The 17,637-nt window shown below is 49.1% G+C and carries 14 protein-coding genes; 9 read left to right on the plus strand and 5 right to left on the minus strand.

The window, feature by feature from the left end:
* Positions 1 to 60: 60 nt before the first annotated feature.
* Positions 61 to 1,383, minus strand: a complete 1,323-nt coding sequence (locus R7V76_RS10200; RefSeq protein WP_318092374.1) for a Na+/H+ antiporter family protein — start codon at positions 1,381 to 1,383, stop codon at positions 61 to 63.
* A gap of 140 nt (positions 1,384 to 1,523) precedes the next feature.
* Positions 1,524 to 2,075 carry a beta-class carbonic anhydrase gene (locus R7V76_RS10205; RefSeq protein WP_012370131.1) on the minus strand — a complete coding sequence of 184 codons (552 nt, stop codon included), beginning with the start codon at positions 2,073 to 2,075 and terminating at the stop codon, positions 1,524 to 1,526.
* Positions 2,076 to 2,408: 333 nt separating this feature from the next.
* Between R7V76_RS10205 and adhE the strand changes: the two genes are divergently transcribed.
* Positions 2,409 to 5,003, plus strand: coding sequence for a bifunctional acetaldehyde-CoA/alcohol dehydrogenase (gene adhE, locus R7V76_RS10210; RefSeq protein WP_318092375.1), 2,595 nt, complete (start codon positions 2,409 to 2,411; stop codon positions 5,001 to 5,003).
* A 106-nt stretch (positions 5,004 to 5,109) separates the two neighbouring features.
* On the opposite strand, the gene R7V76_RS10215 is transcribed toward adhE, so the two are convergent.
* A complete protein-coding gene (locus R7V76_RS10215) occupies positions 5,110 to 5,520 on the minus strand; it encodes an Lrp/AsnC family transcriptional regulator (protein ID WP_318092411.1) in 411 nt (136 codons plus the stop codon).
* A 117-nt stretch (positions 5,521 to 5,637) separates the two neighbouring features.
* On the opposite strand from R7V76_RS10215, the gene R7V76_RS10220 reads away from it, so the two are divergent.
* Positions 5,638 to 6,396: an MBL fold metallo-hydrolase gene (locus R7V76_RS10220; RefSeq protein ID WP_318092376.1), complete on the plus strand. Its 759-nt coding sequence runs from the start codon at positions 5,638 to 5,640 to the stop codon at positions 6,394 to 6,396.
* 247 nt (positions 6,397 to 6,643) lie between these two features.
* Here R7V76_RS10220 and R7V76_RS10225 read toward each other — a convergent pair whose 3' ends face one another.
* Together R7V76_RS10225 and R7V76_RS10230 are read right to left on the minus strand one after the other, a co-directional pair.
* Positions 6,644 to 7,138, minus strand: coding sequence for an SMI1/KNR4 family protein (locus tag R7V76_RS10225; RefSeq protein ID WP_318092377.1), 495 nt, complete (start codon positions 7,136 to 7,138; stop codon positions 6,644 to 6,646).
* A 47-nt stretch (positions 7,139 to 7,185) separates the two neighbouring features.
* Complete coding sequence (locus R7V76_RS10230; protein ID WP_318092378.1) at positions 7,186 to 8,208, minus strand: phosphotransferase enzyme family protein; 1,023 nt, start codon at positions 8,206 to 8,208, stop codon at positions 7,186 to 7,188.
* A 162-nt stretch (positions 8,209 to 8,370) separates the two neighbouring features.
* Between R7V76_RS10230 and R7V76_RS10235 the strand changes: the two genes are divergently transcribed.
* The 7 genes from R7V76_RS10235 (at position 8,371) to R7V76_RS10265 (ending at position 17,512) form a co-directional block, all read left to right on the plus strand.
* A complete protein-coding gene (locus R7V76_RS10235; RefSeq protein ID WP_318092379.1) occupies positions 8,371 to 9,765 on the plus strand; it encodes a hypothetical protein in 1,395 nt (464 codons plus the stop codon).
* A 202-nt stretch (positions 9,766 to 9,967) separates the two neighbouring features.
* Positions 9,968 to 12,685 (plus strand): bifunctional 2',3'-cyclic-nucleotide 2'-phosphodiesterase/3'-nucleotidase, encoded by a 2,718-nt coding sequence (locus R7V76_RS10240; RefSeq protein WP_318092381.1) that lies wholly within the window; start codon positions 9,968 to 9,970, stop codon positions 12,683 to 12,685.
* A gap of 84 nt (positions 12,686 to 12,769) precedes the next feature.
* Positions 12,770 to 13,285, plus strand: coding sequence for a GrpB family protein (locus R7V76_RS10245; protein ID WP_318092383.1), 516 nt, complete (start codon positions 12,770 to 12,772; stop codon positions 13,283 to 13,285).
* Complete coding sequence (locus tag R7V76_RS10250) at positions 13,278 to 13,724, plus strand: DinB family protein (protein WP_318092384.1); 447 nt, start codon at positions 13,278 to 13,280, stop codon at positions 13,722 to 13,724. The genes R7V76_RS10245 and R7V76_RS10250 overlap by 8 nt, the downstream gene beginning before the upstream one ends.
* 12 nt (positions 13,725 to 13,736) lie before the next feature.
* Positions 13,737 to 14,606: an alpha/beta fold hydrolase gene (locus tag R7V76_RS10255; RefSeq protein ID WP_318092385.1), complete on the plus strand. Its 870-nt coding sequence runs from the start codon at positions 13,737 to 13,739 to the stop codon at positions 14,604 to 14,606.
* Between the two features lie 154 nt (positions 14,607 to 14,760).
* A complete protein-coding gene (locus tag R7V76_RS10260; protein ID WP_318092387.1) occupies positions 14,761 to 15,885 on the plus strand; it encodes a GTP-binding protein in 1,125 nt (374 codons plus the stop codon).
* 103 nt (positions 15,886 to 15,988) lie between these two features.
* Positions 15,989 to 17,512 (plus strand): cardiolipin synthase, encoded by a 1,524-nt coding sequence (locus tag R7V76_RS10265; protein ID WP_318092388.1) that lies wholly within the window; start codon positions 15,989 to 15,991, stop codon positions 17,510 to 17,512.
* The last annotated feature ends 125 nt before the right edge of the window (positions 17,513 to 17,637 follow it).

Below are 17,637 nucleotides of genomic sequence, written 5' to 3' on the forward strand. Positions count from 1 at the left end.
AAAATGTTTTAGAAAAAGAACCAATACCTGTCGAGGCATTGGTTCTTTTATGAATGATTCTTATAACACCATCGCCGCAATCGTTCCAAAGATAATCAACGGCAGGTTGTAGTGCAGGAATGTCGGGATGACCGTTTCCCGCATGTGATCGTGTTGTCCGTCAGCGTTCAGTCCGCTGGTCGGACCGAGTGTCGAATCGGATGCCGGGCTTCCGGCATCACCAAGGGCACCGGCCGTTCCGATGATGGCAATCGTCGCTTCAAGGCTGAATCCGTACTGGACGCAGAGTGGAACGAAAATCGCGGCGATGACAGGAACGGTCGAGAAGCTTGAACCGATTCCCATCGTGACAAGCAGCCCGATCAACAGCATGACAACAGCGGCAACGAATTGTGAATCACCCATCAACGACTTTGAATTTTCGACGAGTGGATCGATGTCGCCTGTCTTACGGAGAACATTCGAAAATCCGTTCGCTGAAATCATGACGAATCCGATGAATGACATCATCCGCATACCGCGGGTGATGACGTCATCCGCTTCACTGAACCGGACGAGACGAAGGACGAGGAACAGGACAAGACCTGTCGTTGCAGCGAAAATCATCGATTCTGTCGTCAACTGCACGGCGAGTGTCGCAAGGACGACGAGAGCACTTAAGAACAGTTTTGTTTTTGTAATGACCGGAATCTCATAGTCGTCCGGAGCGATGTTCCGCATTTCATATTCGCGCGGTTTCCGGTAAATATAGAGACCGATCAACAGACCGACAAGCATTCCGAGTGCCGGAATCGCCATTGCTTGAATGACAGAAGCACCGGCTGTGTCCATCCCGTTTTTCGAGATGTTTGGCAGAAGAATCTGGTTCAAGTAGATATCCCCGAAGCCGACCGGCAGGAACATGTACGGTGTGACGAGACCAAACGTCATGACGATCGCAATCATCCGACGGTCGATTTTCATCTCATTAAACAGACCAAGGAGCGGCGGAATGATGATCGGGATAAAGGCGATGTGAATCGGTAAAACGTTTTGCGAGCTGATCGCGAGCAACAGGATTGCAAACGTGATGAAGCCTTTCAACTTCTTGACCGATGCAGCGTCAGCCGATCCTTTTGACCGTTTGATCAAGGCGTGCGCCAAGGCATCCGGAAGGCCGGTTTTTGACAAGGCGACAGCAAACGCACCAAGGAGCGCGTAACTGAGGGCGATTTCAGCCCCTGCGCCAAGTCCTTCAGCGAACGTCGCGATCGTTTTATTGATGCCGAGACCGCCGATCAATCCGCCGGCGACGGCACTGAGGACCATCGCGAGAACGATGTGGACGCGGAAGATGGCTAAAACAAATAATAGAACAACGGCAATAATGACTGCATTAAACATAAACTAAAACCACGCTTTCTTTTGGTATCACTGTACTATACTAAAGTATCATACAGACCGTTCTTTTAGCTGTCAAGAAAAAAACACAAAAAGGTATGACCGACGGCCGGCCATACCTTTCTTCTTCATTAAAACGTCATTTAGCAATCAACCTGGTCGAGTTTACCTGTCCCGGGATCGATGACGAGTCCGTGAACTTCTGTACCCGGCGGCAACAACGGGTGATTTTTAATCAATCCGACCGAGTGGCTGACGTTTTCTTCGACTGATGTGAAGCCGCGCAACCATTGCTTCAAGTCGACGCCGGAAGCATCAAGCGTGTGCAAGACTTGTTCATTGATTCCGCGGTCCTGCATTTCAGAAATCATCTTTGCCGGATCGATTGTGCTCATGCCGCAGTCATGATGTCCGATGACAATGACTTCTTCTGCTCCAAGGGCGTAGAGGGCGACGAGAATCGACCGCATGACGGATCCGAATGGATGGGACAAGACAGCCCCGGCATTTTTGATGATTTTCGCATCACCGTTTTTGAGACCAAGTGCGTGAGGAAGGAGCTCCGTCAAGCGTGCATCCATACAGGTCAGAATCACAACCTTCTTATCCGGGAACTTATCCGAGATGAATGGTTCGTATTGTTTCTCTTCGACGAACTGTTGATTAAACGCAAGCATTTGATTAACGACTGACATGAAACTTCCTCCTTTAAGACAAATGAATGATGGAACTATTCCTAGCGTACACGATGGACGATTGGTCAGACAAGCAGATTTCTATTTTGCTGTGACAGTTATCACAGTGATCAATCGAAAAGACAGACTGTTACGTCAGAACAAGTCCTTTCATTGAAAACGCTCTCAAAAATGTGAAATAGTTCACAGGATAGTCATGCACAAATGAAACAAAAGGCGGTATGATTGATTTGTGAAGGAAAGCACAAACTATTTAAGATCAGCTTGGCATTCCTAACATCTAATAGGGAATTGCAGACTCAGATTCGTTCCAAAATAGGGAGGAAACCTAACATGGCTGTCAAAGAAAAAATCAAATCAGAAGTCACACCTGTCGAACAAGCAATCAATCAAATCGTCGCGAAAGGTCAAACGGCACTTCAAGAATTATTGACATTTGATCAAACAAAAATTGATACGATTGTCCGCGACATGGCGCTCGCCGGTCTCGAACGGCACGTCGAACTGGCCCGGCTTGCGGTCGAGGAGACAGGACGCGGTGTCTTTGAAGATAAAATGATTAAAAATATGTTTGCGACGGAGTACATCTACAACAGTCTCCGGAATGAAAAAACGGTCGGGATTTTGGAAGAGGATGTCCAAAACGGTCTGACGTATATCGCGGAGCCGGTCGGTGTCGTCTGTGGCGTCACACCGGTGACGAATCCGACATCAACCACGATGTTCAAAGCGTTGATTGCGATTAAAACACGGAACCCGATCATCTTCGCGTTCCACCCGTCGGCTCAAAACTGTTCCCTCGAAGCAGCCAAAACATTACGCGACGCGGCCATCAAAGCCGGTGCACCAAAAGATTGTATCCAGTGGGTCGAACAACCGTCCCTTGAAGCAACAAAAGTCTTGATGAACCATACGGACATTGCAATGGTCCTTGCAACAGGCGGGGCCGGCATGGTCAAATCGGCTTACTCAACCGGAAAACCGGCGCTTGGTGTCGGACCGGGGAACGTCCCGTGTTACATCGAAAAATCAGCAAAAATCAAACGGGCCGTCAGTGATTTGGTCCTCTCGAAAACATTTGATAACGGGATGATTTGTGCATCCGAGCAAGCGGTCATCGTCGATCAGGAAATTTATGCCGAAGTCCGGACCGAAATGGAAGCCCTCGGTTGCTACTTCTGTACACCGGACGAGAAAAAACGTCTCGAAGCACTCGTCATCAAAACCGATACATGTGCCGTCAATGCGGATATCGTCGGGAAGCCTGCCACTTGGATCGCCGCGAAAGCCGGTATCGATGTTCCAAGCAATACAGTGATGCTGGTCGCAGAACTGGAAAAAGTCGGAGCGGAAGAACCGTTATCACACGAAAAATTAAGTCCGGTTCTCGGTGCATACAGCGTTGCCTCAACGAATGATGCCTTCCATGTCGCGGAACGGATGCTTGAAATCGGTGGACTTGGTCATACAGCCGTCATTCATACAACGGATGATGAGTTGATGACAGCGTTTGGTCTTCGAATGAAAGCCTGCCGGATTCTCGTCAACAGCCCATCGGCCCACGGCGGAATCGGTGATCTCTACAATGAATTGACACCGTCGTTGACACTCGGCTGCGGTTCATACGGGAAAAACTCGGTTTCTGAAAACGTAACCGCGAAACATCTACTCAATGTCAAGAAGGTGGCGAGACGACGCGTGAACATGCAGTGGTTCAAAGTACCGGAAAAGATTTTCTTTGAAAAAAACTCGGTGCAATACTTGAAAGCAATCCAAAATGTTTCCCGGGCATTGATCGTCACCGATCAATCGATGGTCGAGTTCGGCTATGCCGACAAAGTTATCCGTAACTTGCCGGCCGGCGTCAGCTACCGGATCTTTGACCAGGTCGAACCGGATCCATCGGTAACAACCGTCCAAGTCGGTGCCCAGGCGATGCGTGACTTTAAACCAGACCTGATCATCGCTCTTGGTGGCGGATCAGCGATGGATGCTGCGAAAGGCATGTGGTTGTTCTATGAGCAGCCAAACGAAACATTCTCGAACTTACGCCAAAAATTCATGGATATCCGCAAACGGGCCTATAAATTCCCGGAACTCGGTAACAAAGCGAAGTTCGTCGCGATTCCAACGACGTCCGGTACAGGATCGGAAGTCACACCGTTCACCGTCATCACCGATAAAGAGAAAAACGTCAAATACCCGATTGCTGACTACGCATTGACACCAGATGTCGCGATTGTTGATCCGGAGTTTGTCATGACAGTACCTTCTTCCATTACAGCGGATACCGGAATGGACGTCCTGACCCACGCAACGGAAGCGTTTGTCTCAGTCCTGGCGAATGACTACACGGATGGACTGGCATTAAAAGCGATCAAGATGATCTTTGAGTACTTGCCACGTGCTTACGATAATGGTTCAGACGCCGAAGCCCGTGAAAAAGTCCACAATGCCTCTACGATGGCGGGAATGGCATTTGCGAATGCTTTCCTCGGCATCAACCACTCGATTGCCCACAAAATCGGCGGAGAGTTCCACACGCCGCACGGTCGGACAAATGCGATTTTGATGCCGCATGTCATCCGCTACAATGCAACAAAACCGACTAAACTGGCTGCTTTCCCGAAATACGAGTCGTTCATCGCGGATGAACGGTATGCGGAAATCGCGCGTTACCTCGGTCTGCCGGCTGCCACAACAGAACAAGGTGTCGAATCGTTTATCCAAGCGGTCAGCGAACTCGGACAACGCCTCAACATTAAGATGTCGTTCAAAGCCCAGGGCATCAAAAAAGCCGACTTTGAAGCGAAACTCGACAAGATGGCTGTTGATGCATTTGAAGATCAATGTACGACGGCGAATCCGAAAATGCCGCTTGTGACGGAACTTCGTCAAATCATGGAACTTGCTTACGAAGGTATCTAAAGGTATCTATATAGAGAGAAAAATATCATGGCAATAAAAAAGAGCCTTGCTTCCGGTTAACGGAGGCAAGGCTTTCGTGTGTTCATCATCATGAAGTCGTATTCGCTCATTTGTTGATTACAATTGATAACTGATAATTCACATGCTCATTCAATTCCGTTAAAAACGAATCCAGTTCCTTGTTGGATGGAAAGCGGCATTCGAGCAGATAACAACTGTCCCCGCTGATTTTATAATTATTAAGAACATACAACGGATGTTTCTTCAGGAACGAGAGATACGGTTGATGGTGGGTATCCTTCGTGTAAATACTGATCATCGCATGAATCGTATAACCCATTTTAAAAGGATTGAGAAGAATCGTATATCCTTCAATGATGCCTTGTTCCTCTAATTTCAAAACCCGGGCAGATGTTGCCGGTCCACTTAAGTGAATTTTTTGACCCAGCTCTTTCATCGTGATCCGGCTGTTCTGGGAAAGCTCGTCGATGATTTGTAAGTCCGTCTGATCCAACACAATTTCAAATCCCTTCATAAATAAAGTAAAACAGCAAAAAGACCTTCAGCAAGCTCTGTATCGGGATGACGTTCCAATTATATACTAGGCTCCTAACATCGAAAAGGAGTGGTACACATGAAGATTCAACATATCCGTAACGCAACGTTAAAATTGGAGTATGCCGGTAAAACATTTTTGATTGACCCGTTTTTAGCAGACAAAGGGGCGTACCCGGCGTTTCCAAATTCGGCACGACAAGATCAAAAAAATCCGTTGACGGACTTACCGGTTTCACTCGATTCCATTATTGATGCAGATGCCGTCATTGTCACGCATTTACACCTCGATCACTGGGACGATGTGGCGAAAGAGTCGTTATCAAAAGATATCCCGTTGTTCACTCAGAATGAACAGGATGCCCAAGAAATCAGAAACAGTGGATTCCAACACGTCGAAGTTTTACAAGAAGATACCGTATTTGAAGGGATTCAATTGATGAGAACTAAAGGGGAACACGGCAGAGGACCTATTTTAGAAATCGCCGGTTCGGTATGCGGAGTCGTCTTTAAGCATGAAGATGAAAAAACAGTCTACATTGCCGGAGACACGGTCTGGTACGAAGAAGTAGAAAAAGTGATTCAACGCCATCAGCCGGAAGTGATTGTCGTCAATGCGGGAGACAATCAGTTTCTTGAAGGAGGATCACTGGTCATGGGAACGGAAGACGTTTTAGCCGTCCACGAGGCCGCCCCAACAGCAACGATTCTTTCCGTTCATATGGAAGCCGTCAATCACTGGGCACTATCTCGAACGGAGTTAAGACAGTTTGCTGCCGAACATCACTTTTCTGCCCAACTGATTGTGCCGGAAGATGGCGATGATTTTACGTTTTAAGATGTACTTGCTGTGATGTCGGAAGGTCATTCACTTGAAATCATCAAGTGGACAATCTTCATACTGAACCATAAACTTGATGTGGTCGGGAATGATTTTATTCTTCGGCCAGATTGAGTTTTTATTTTTTCAAAAGGGATGGTAAGTATGTTTTTGGAAAACAGAAGAATTGACGAAAGACCATCTCCTCTTTAAACCGCACATTACTAAAATAGATTTGTGAAATATTATAATTTTTTAGATTGTATTAACGAAACCAGTCCCAATACATTGTTCCCTGCGCAACGATCAGATAATCGAGCCATCTTAAGAAGGAAAAGGGGAGCCGCTCGAAATCAGGATCTTCGTACGTCAGAAATTCACCGGTCCAAATCCGGTTGTCGTCTTCACTGATTGATTCGCATACGAGCCATTCGCCGTCCGGACCGGCACCAATCGGAATGAAGCCCGGCGGACATTCCCAAATCGGGATATAGGTCAAGATGTCTCCAATCGTAAATAACTCAAAACCACCGCCGTCGTCCGGCGTGAAATAAAGACGGGCACCGTTATGGACTTTTAAGAAATGAACGATTTCTTTTGGTGTTTCTTTCGGTAGTCGGGCCAACTCTTCCGGTGTGGCGCCGGGATTAAAGGTAAACGACTCTACCTCGATATAGCCTTCTGCACCTTGTACTTCGAGCTGACCGTTCGTTAAACGGCTTTGTAATTGACGTAATGTTTCGAGGCCAGCATGATGCATGTGTTTATTTCATCTCCTTTCGATATTCGTTCGGGACTGATTAATCCTCAGTCCCTTGTTAATTCAATCCACCACTTTTCAATCAACGGACAAAGCGCTTCATAGTCTTTGAGTGCTGTTAACGTCTCGAGCACCTGCTGAACGGCGACTTGTTGCTCCTGCTCGTTTACGGGCTCAAGGCGAAGCGCTTTTGCCAAACTATAGGCGAGCCATCCGAGTTTACCGGCGTAACCGGCAGACAGAGCCGGTTCGAGCGGGAAATGGAGTTTTGCACCTGTTGAAACATATCCCTTTATAAACGCCTCGAAATGCGGATATTGCAGTCGATTGTTCTCGTCGAGCGACCAATAGAGAGCCGTCTCAACAAAATCATGCATCGGATGAATGTAGCCGGCTGATTCCCAGTCGATCAGCACCGGTAGACCGGACTTCCATAAAACGTTTTTTGCATCCAAGTCACGGTGACTGAGGAAAGCAGTTCCTGTCAATTGTTTCATGGCGGCAGAGGAAGCGTCGGCCCAACGTTTAATTTGTCTCAGGTTCCTTGTGACAGGATCTAACGCTGTCAGTCCTTGCAACCGGATGTGTTCTACAAACTCGTCCCACGATACGCCGGATTCCGATGATTCGGGTGGTTGTTGAATCTGCAACGATGACAGGTCGGCGGAGTGAATATACGCCAACTGTTTACCAATCTGTGCGGCGTGGTCCGCTGTAATTTGATGCGTCGTCAACATGACGGCGTCGACCCAGCGAAAGACGAGATAGTAGTGTGTCTCAATATGTTGCAAGGCGGAACCGTGAAATGAAAGGGCAGGGAGAGCAGAGACTTCGTGCTGTAAAGCCGTGGCAATCCGTTCCGAATCGATGAAGTTTTGCCGGGCCTCCGGTCGGGAGAGGATGGATGGATTTAGTAACTTAATCGCATACGTTCCGCTCGTTGTTTGAAGCCGGAACATCTTGTGGAGGAGACCACCGGACAATGCAGTCGGCTCCGTTAAAATTGGACCGAGCTCCAGTTGAATGCTGATTTTTTCGAATAACGTCGTATACTTTTCTGTTAATGACACGTCTTTCCTCCTCGTGGAATTGAAATCCCTCTTCCATCCATAATTGGTTATAATTAAAGTATAACGTACAGAAATGACCAATCGTCACAAAAATAAGGCGACTGGCGTTTCTGAATGAGACAGAACAGGAATAATCAAACAAAGGAAAAGGAGGGATTGGCGATGGAACAACGACAAGAGCGGCGCAACAGGCGTTTCTCGATTTTGGATTTCGTACTCGGGATCGGGTTCGGTCTGATTTTCTTTGCTGTGCTATATGGTCTGATGACACTCGTGACCGGACAGATCGAATCCTCCAGTGATTATCAATCACTCGTTGCGCAGATGCGGGACGCGGATGTTACCTGGGGCAGTAATGATGTGACGGTGACGTTAATGCTGCTGTTTGTCGGCGGACTCGACGTGACGATGCCGGGTGCCGTCCGGGAAGCGATCATCAATCAGGTGCTCGGCGCCAGTTCGGCCGGAGATGTCCTGTCGATCTTCGGGATTGATTTGAATCAAGTCTTGTCACCGCTGACGTTTGATGTGACCTATGGTTCCTTGTTGCTGTCGGTATTCGGCATCTTATTTGTTTTTATCCTCTTTTTACTGATGCGGATCAAAGCAAACCGGCTCGGATGGACAGTCCGGTCCGGCAGTTTTTTAGTGACGGCGTGGATCGGCTGGTTCCTTCTCGTACAGCGCAGTGACTCGATTTCCTTTTTATCGTTCCAGGACGGTGTGTTGGCGCAAGGGTTGCTCGCGCTTGGGATCGTGATTGGATTAAGTTATCTGGCCCTCTATCCGCAAGGGTTATCCGGTTTGTCAGCGGCAGCCCGGGGAAGTTTGCTTGTATTGATGTTTGCGAGCGCTCTTCAATTGTATCTCGTCATTATGGATGAATCACAGTACGACGGCGACTCGGCCCTTCGAACGGCCTTGACGGTTGCCAGTCTTGATGCCGGTAGCGGCGGCATGTACGACTTGTTGCACGGCGGGCAGATTGCCTATAAGGCGAACGTGCTCGGAGCCAATGTGGACGTACCGGTCACGATGCTGAACGGGGAGACATCCACCGGCAAGTTAAATCAATCGATTGAAGATGTCCTGGCGGAAGTCGATACCGACCGGATAACAGAACAGTTCCTGACGATTCTTGGCGGGGAACGGCCCGATTTGTCGGATACCCGGCTGAATCTTGAACCGATTGATTACGGTATCGCAAGGCAGACGATTCAAGCACTTGATGCCGAATCGGCGGGAGTGACGCCGGAGCCGATCAACTCGGAAAGTGCGTACTGGATTTTGATTTTGATACCATTTATTCTGTATCTTGTTGTCAGTATCCGAGCATTTAAGACAATCATCGATCCGATTGTTTTTGCGGTCCTCGTCGGAGTCACCAGTTTCCTGGTTGCGCAAGCGACGACGGCAGACTTTACGGTCGCCTGGCGCAATGAAGCGTTACTGCAGTTTTCCCAGCAACCCTCCGGACTGACGCCGCTTTATGCCGCCGGGATGGCACTGATTGCCGGTTTGATCGGATTTGTCATTAAACGAAAACCAACAGCATGATGAAATACGTCGGTCGACCTGAAAGGGAGACCGGCGTTTTTATTTGGCATGTAAAGTCAAAATAAAGATTGTAAAGCCAGTATTTGGAATTAGTTAAGTAGGTTAAATAAGACGGATGTCCGACCTATTCAAAGATGCTATAAGCTACAATGAAAGCGTGTTAAATTAGTTGAGCAGTCATTTTTATTTAGGGGGAAATCAGATGAAACAAGTCACAAAAATCGTCATTGCCAGCACGTTGATCGCACCGATGCTTGCTCCTGTCATTCAAGTCAAGACACTCGCCGCCGATAACAGCGTCGTCAAACTTCGTTTTTTAGAAACTACTGATTTACATACAAACTCAATGAACTACGATTATTTCAAAGATGCGCAGGATGAGACGATTGGTCTTGTCAAAGCCGCAACGGTCATCAAACAGGAACAAAACGTCGTCGGTGAAGCCAACAGCTTCCTGTTCGATAACGGGGATACGTTACAGGGAACACCGTTTGGCGATTACGTCAAAAATCAGTACGACAAAGGTAATAAAGGCAAACATCCGATGTATGAGCTGATGGAATACATCGGTTATGATGCGGTTACACTCGGGAACCACGAGTTCAACTTTGGACTCGACTTCCTGAAGTCGGCAATGAAAGCATCAAGCGGCGAAATCAAATTCGTCAACTCGAATGTGCTCGATGCCGTTACAAAAAAACCGATCGTGTCGGAGTTCAACACGGACGGGAAAGATTATCAAATCATCGAACGTCAAGTGAAAGACCAAAACGGTCAGATGAAGACGGTTAAAGTCGGTGTCTTCGGAGTCGTCACACCACAAATCATGGCCTGGGACGCCGGCAATCTGACAGGCAAAGTGACAGCAGAAGATATCGTTCCGGTCGCTAAAGCAACGGCGAAAAAATTAAAAGACGCCGGTGCAGACGTCGTCGTCGCGCTCGCGCACACAGGAATCGGGGACACAGCGGATCAAAAAGACGGCGATGAAAACGTCGGCTACGCCTTAACGAAAGTCGCCGACATTGATGTCTTGATGACCGGTCACCAGCACGGGAAGTTCCCGGATGCGACATCAGCCTTCAATAACTTACCGAACGTCGACGCAGCAAACGGTCTCATCAACGGGAAACCGGTCGTCATGGCGAACACGCAAGGGAAAAACGTCGGTGTCATTGATCTGCAATTGAAACAGGACGGTGACAAGTGGGTTGTCGATACATCGGCTGCGAAACTGGCAGACGTCACGAAAGATACGACGGCAGATGCCGGTGCTGTCAATTTAATTGAAAAAGCGCACGAAGGTACACTCGCTTACATCCGCCAACAGGTCGGAACAATCAACGACGACATCCAAAGCTTCTTTGCCCTTGTTCAGGATGATGATTCGGTCCAGTTCGTCACAAACGCCCAGAAATGGTACGTCGAGAAACAGCTTAAAGAAAATGCGGATCTCGCTCAGTACAAAGACTTACCGCTCTTGTCTGCCGGTGCACCGTTTAAAACAGGCGGTCGCAATCAAGTGAATGCGTCTGACTATACGTTGATCAAAAAAGGTCCGATCGCGTTGAAAAACGTCGCCGATCTGTATGTCTACCCGAACACACTCGAAGTCGTCAAAGTGACGGGTGCTGACGTCAAAAACTGGCTTGAGATGTCAGCCGGTCAATTCAATGAAGTGACGGATGCGAAAACAGACTTGCTGAACAAAGAGTTCCGCAGTTATAACTTCGATATTCTTGACGGTCTGACGTACGATATCGACATCACGAAACCGGCGAAGTTTGACTTTAATGGTGTGGTCGTCAATGAAAACGCAAGCCGCGTTCAAAACATCAAATATCAAGGCAAGGAAATCAAGGATGATCAGGAGTTCCTCGTCGCAACAAACAACTACCGTGCCGGCAGTGCGACGTTCCCGGGTCTTGGTCAAGGAAAGAAAATCGTCTACAAATCGGCTTACGAAACACGCAACGTCATCTCAGACTTCATCAAAGCAAAACAGCCGGTTGATTACCAAGCGGACAACAACTGGTCACTTGTCGCAAGCAAACCGATCACGGTGGACTTTGATTCAGCCGAAGCTGCAGCGGACTACACGAAACGGTATGAAGGCATCACGAACACAGGTGTTAAACGCGCCGGTGAGACCGGAACGTTCCTGAAGTTTAAACTCGACGTCCCGATGAAAGACTTTAACGTCAGCGTCAGCGCGATCAAACCGGGAGCGAAACTCGTTACTGGTAAAGCCGTCGCCGGAGCAAAAGTTACGGTCAAACGCGGCACGACGGTTCTTGGTACGACGACAGCAGACGAAACGGGCAAATATGCCGTCACCGTTCGTCCGGTCAAACTGCGCGACAAACTGACGGTCGTCTCGGAGCTCGGCTTCATGAAAAAAGAAGCGACGGTCACGGTCGGGACAGGTGTCGTCGCGACACCGGCCATCGACAAGAAATCAGCGGTCTACGGTTCGACTGTCTTGACAGGAAAAGCGACGGAAGGACTCAATGTCACGCTGTATAAAGGGTCGACGAAAATCGCGAAAGCGAAAACGACGGCAAGCGGCTTCAAGATTCCGGTCAAAAACGGTCTGATGACAGGCACATATACAGTCAAGTCGACGGACATCTCAAACAAAATTACGAAAAAAGCGTCATTTACGATCAAAAATACGTATCCGGTCAAAAAATGGGCGGGTAAAAAGACATTGACGGGCAAAGTCGAAAAACGTCAAATCGTCCGCTTGTTTGAAAAAACAAGCAGCGGCTACCAATTGATTGCCCAGGACGTTGCGGATAACCACGGCAACTACGTCTTGAAAATGCGGACTGGTCTTGCGACAGGTTCATACAAGATGAACATCTACACAGCATCGGACCGCCTCGATCAATCGCGTTACTTCATCACGAAAAAATAAGACAGCAAAACGGCTTCTCATCTGAGAAGTCGTTTTGGTTTTGAGGGAAAAACTGGCATACTAGTTACGAAGGGAGCGGATACCATGCGGCAAGTCATCGTTACACCATATCAGACGTCTTGGGCGGACGCGTTTCAACAGGAAAAAGAGCAGTTGGAGACGATTTTCGGCAATCGTCTGCTTGCGGTTCATCATATCGGCAGTACATCGGTCCCGGGATTATCGGCCAAACCGATTCTCGATATTCTGCCGGTCGTCGATTCACTGGACGGAATCGAAGCGTTTGACGCGGCGATGGAACAGATCGGCTATGAAGCCAAAGGGGAGTTCGGGATGCCCGGACGCCGCTATTACCGAAAAGGCGGGGACAACCGGACGCACCATATTCATCTCTATGCGGATGGTAATCCGGAAATCATGCGTCATGTCGTCTTCCGGGATTACTTACGGCAGCACCCGCAGGAAGTCGAAGCCTACAGTACGATTAAAGAGCGCCTGGCACGCCAGTATCCGGAGGACATCAGCGCCTACATTGCCGGGAAGGACAGCTTCGTCAAAATGATGGAGCAACGGGCACTGGCCTGGTGGTCGCATGACTGACTGGCAACAGGCACTTGACCGGCATGTGGGTGTCGGGGTCCGGACGACGCGTGCGTTGATTCAACTGATTCAGCCGGAGGACTGGGACAAACGTCCGATTCCCGGCAAACGGTCCGTCTATGAAGTGGCGGTTCATCTTGCGGTCCTGCTCGAAGCCGATTTACGGATTGCAACGGGAGCGACGGCGGAGGAGATGGCACAGTTTTATACCGTTTCCGTACCGTCCGGTCAGCTGATCGAACGGTTGGACCAGTCGTGGCGGTATTATCAAGACCGACTGACGACCGGATTTTCGACGGAGACAACCTACTGGGGCGTCTCTGACAGTTCAACCGGCTGGTTACTGGAAGCAGCCGTTCATTTGTATCACCACCGGTCACAGTTATTTGATTACTTGAACCTGCTTGGGTATGACATCGAGCTGGATTTGTTTGAATAGGAGAGGATTTTAATGGAACGGATTGTCGATACGGCACACGGCCGGTTTGACACGCGTTTGACAGGAACGGGCAATGTGACGTTCATTCTCGATCACGGGATGATGTCGAGTCATTACCAATGGGGCTGGCTCCGCGGGGAATTATTGAAACAGGGGCGGGTTTTTGAATACTCCCGACTCGGTTACGGACGCTCGACCCGCGGTAAAACAAAACGGTTGTTTACGCAACAAGCGGATGAACTGGAACGGGTTCTCGCTTTGCTTGATATTAAAGGTCCGTTCGTCTTCATCGGGCACTCACTCGGCGCCTACATTTCGCTTGAACTCGGACGCCGCCGTCCGGACGAGACGGCAGGCATCGTTCTGCTCGATCCGTCGCACCCGGAAGTCGATGCCGAATTACCGAATTGGTATGAGCGGACGCAGGAAGAATGGAACCGCTTTTTATATGTCTTGAGTCATGTCCGGCCACTCGCCTGGCTGATTCCGGATGACCTTGGCGCTCGGATGTTCACGAGTCTGCCTGAAGTCGATCGTATTCCGATGTGGCGGAATATGGCCCGGAAAAACCACTGGCGGGGGACGCTGGACGAGTGGCAGGCGGTCGAAGCGAACAATCAGCATGTCCTGGAAGTCGTTGAGCATATTACGCCGCCGGTCCTCGTATTATCCGCATCGGACTGGGTCGGCGGAATGCCCGAGAACTGGCTGAATCCTGAACTGACGAAGCGGATTAATGCAGCGCACGAACGGTTTGCTGCCAGTCTGCCGGATGCGGCATTCCACGTCATTCCGAATACGAATCATTATACGATTGCCGGATTTTCGGAAGACGCTGCAGGAACAATCGTCCGCTTGATCCGAACTGCCTTTTTTAAATAAGTCTGATTCAGACATCCCGTTTCTAGGACGCGTCGAGGACCGTCACGGAAACGGGATTTTTTTCATATTGGAAAACAGCAGTTGACAGGGTAAATCGGAACGATTACTATTTAAAACGTAATGATTCCGATTTGACTAAAAAGGAGTAATGACTATGAATCCGATTCCCATCACAGTCCTGTCCGGTTATCTGGGTGCCGGTAAGACAACTGTATTAAATCATTTATTAAACAACCGGCACGGACGGAAGCTTGCCATCATCGTCAACGATATGAGTGAAGTGAACATCGATGCCGTATTGATTGAACAAGGCGGCTTTTCGCGGACGGAAGAATCATTTGTGACATTATCAAACGGTTGTATCTGCTGTACGCTGCGGGATGATTTATTACTCGAAGTCCGACGGCTCGTTGATCAGGGCAATATCGACGGCATCGTCATCGAATCGAGCGGCATTTCGGAACCGATTCCGGTCGCCCAGACGTTTACATACCTGGATGAAGACAGTCAGATTGATTTGACGGAGACGACAAAAATTAATGCGATGGTGACGGTCATCGACGGTTATCGTTTTCTGAAAGACTTTGAGTCGGGAGAATCGTTGATTGAGCGGCAACAGGCAGTCGACGAGACGGACGTCCGGGAAGTCGTCGATCTCCTCGTCGATCAGGTCGAGTTCGCCGATATTATTTTGTTGAACAAGATCGACCGGTTGACAGAAGAGGAAAAGCACGACGTCATCGGCTATTTGAAAGCATTGAATCCGATTGCCAAACTGATTGAGACGATACACGGGCAAGTTGATCCGGCTGAGATCCTCGATGTCGATCTGTTTGACTTCGAACAGGCGGCAGCAAGTGCCGGCTGGATCCGCGAGCTGAATGCCGAGGAACACGTCCCGGAAACAGAAGAATACGGGATCAGTTCGTTTGTCTATAAGCGGGATGTCCCGTTTCATCCGGAACGGTTGCTGGCCTTGATTGAGGAGTGGCCGGAAGAAGTTGTCCGCGCCAAAGGCTTTTTGTATCTTGCGACCCGTCCGGAAATCGCGCTGCTGTTCCATCAGGCGGGATATGCATCGAACATGGAATATGCCGGGCGTTTTGAGAGCATTAACAATCGCCGAACCGAACTCGTCTTGATCGGCATCGGCTTTGATCAGCAGACACTCGAAGCGAAGTTTGACGCCTGCCTTGTTCAAGAACATGAAACGGATTGGGGCAGCCTGAAGGATCCAATTCCGGGGCGAGAGATGTACGACATGAATTTTTCAAAATAGGTCAACTTTTCAAGAAATCACATCCGTGGTTTCTTTTTTTGCTATATTTTTAGAGAAGACAGGGAAATAGAAGAATAGAGTACGTTACAGAGGGGGAAATCTAGTGCGCAATCGGATTTTACAGTTCGCGCTCGTGTTTTTAGTCGCAGGCGGAATCATTTGGGGACTATACCAATTGGGCTACCTGTTTTATGTCCTGACGATTTCCGCGACTGTCGTACCACTTGCCGTCATCATGATCATCTTCATCGAAAACCGGACGGCAGAGTCGACGATCGCTTGGTTTTTAGTCTTAATTTTCCTGCCGATTCTCGGTGTCATCATCTGGATGATGTTCGGGCGCAATCCGCGCCGCCGTCGTCGAAACCGACGATCGCACGATGAACGGATGTTGCTGAAACAGGCGATTCGTCCGGTTCGGTCGCTCGCCGTCAGCGAGTTGCCGCCGAACCATCTGAAGCTCGCCAATACGATCCGGAACTTTGGCGGTGGTGGGGTGGATGTCCATACAGCCAGTCAAATCCTGACGAACGGCAATGAGACGTTCCCGGAAATTCTGCGGATGATTCGGTCCGCCAAGCATCATGTCCACATCCAGTATTATATTTACCGAAACGACGAGACCGGGCAGGCGATCCGGGAAGCGTTGATTGAACGGTTAAACGCTGGTGTCGAAGTCCGGTTTATGTTTGACGGGCTCGGCAGTTACATGCTCGGGGAAGGTTTTTTGAAACCGCTCCGCGAAGCCGGTGCCAAGATTGCCGCCTACGATCCGATTTCCAGTCCGTTGTTCATCTTCACGGCGAACTTCCGCAATCACCGGAAAATCGTCGTCGTTGACGGTAAAATCGGTTTTACCGGTGGTTTGAACGTTGGCGATGAATATGACGGAAAAAGTAAGAAATTCGGTTTTTGGCGTGATACGCATCTTCGGCTCGAAGGACGTGCCGTCAAGGAACTGCAGGCGACATTCCTCGATGATTGGCTTTATGCCCATTTAGAAGGCAGTGATACGTGGGAGACGTTTGCGGGTGAGGGCGCAATCGAACATTACTTCCCGAAACACGATGTCGAGACGGACGGTGCGGTCCAAATCGTGACGAGTGGACCGACATCCAAAGATCCGGCCATCCGAAACGCCTTGATTGCCGCGATCATCTCGGCTCAGCGGTCAATCTGGATTTCGACGCCGTATCTGATTCCGGATAACGAGACGATGACACTGTTGCGTCTTGCAGCCCGTGCCGGTCTTGATGTCCGGATTCTGACCCCGGGTAAGGGAGACAGTTTTACTTCTTACTACGGAACACGGTCCTATTTCGGACCACTGTTGAAGGACGGCGTGAAAATTTATACGTACAACCGGCATTTCATCCATGCCAAGCTGTTCCTCGTTGACGGAAAGATTGCCGTCGTCGGAACGGCGAACATGGATATCCGGAGTTTCGTCCTGAACTATGAATTGATGGCGTTTATGTACGATTCCGAGAGTGCGGCCCGGCTGGAACGCGATTTCATCGATGATTTTGATGTTTCGATTCAGCTGTCCTCAGCGGATTATGTCAAACGACCGATGCGGTTCCGAATCTTTGAATCGTTCTCCCGCTTGATTTCGCCATTGTTATGATTAGAAGCGCACCGTCCTTGAATTTCCAAGGAACTGGTGCGTTTTTTGATTAGTTGTCACTTGAAACGGGAACAACAACTCTTATACACTAGTAGTGTAATCGGTTGCACACTTAATTTTTGGAA

It is taken from the genome of Exiguobacterium artemiae (genome assembly GCF_033342815.1).
GTDB lineage: Bacteria > Bacillota > Bacilli > Exiguobacteriales > Exiguobacteriaceae > Exiguobacterium_A > Exiguobacterium_A artemiae_A.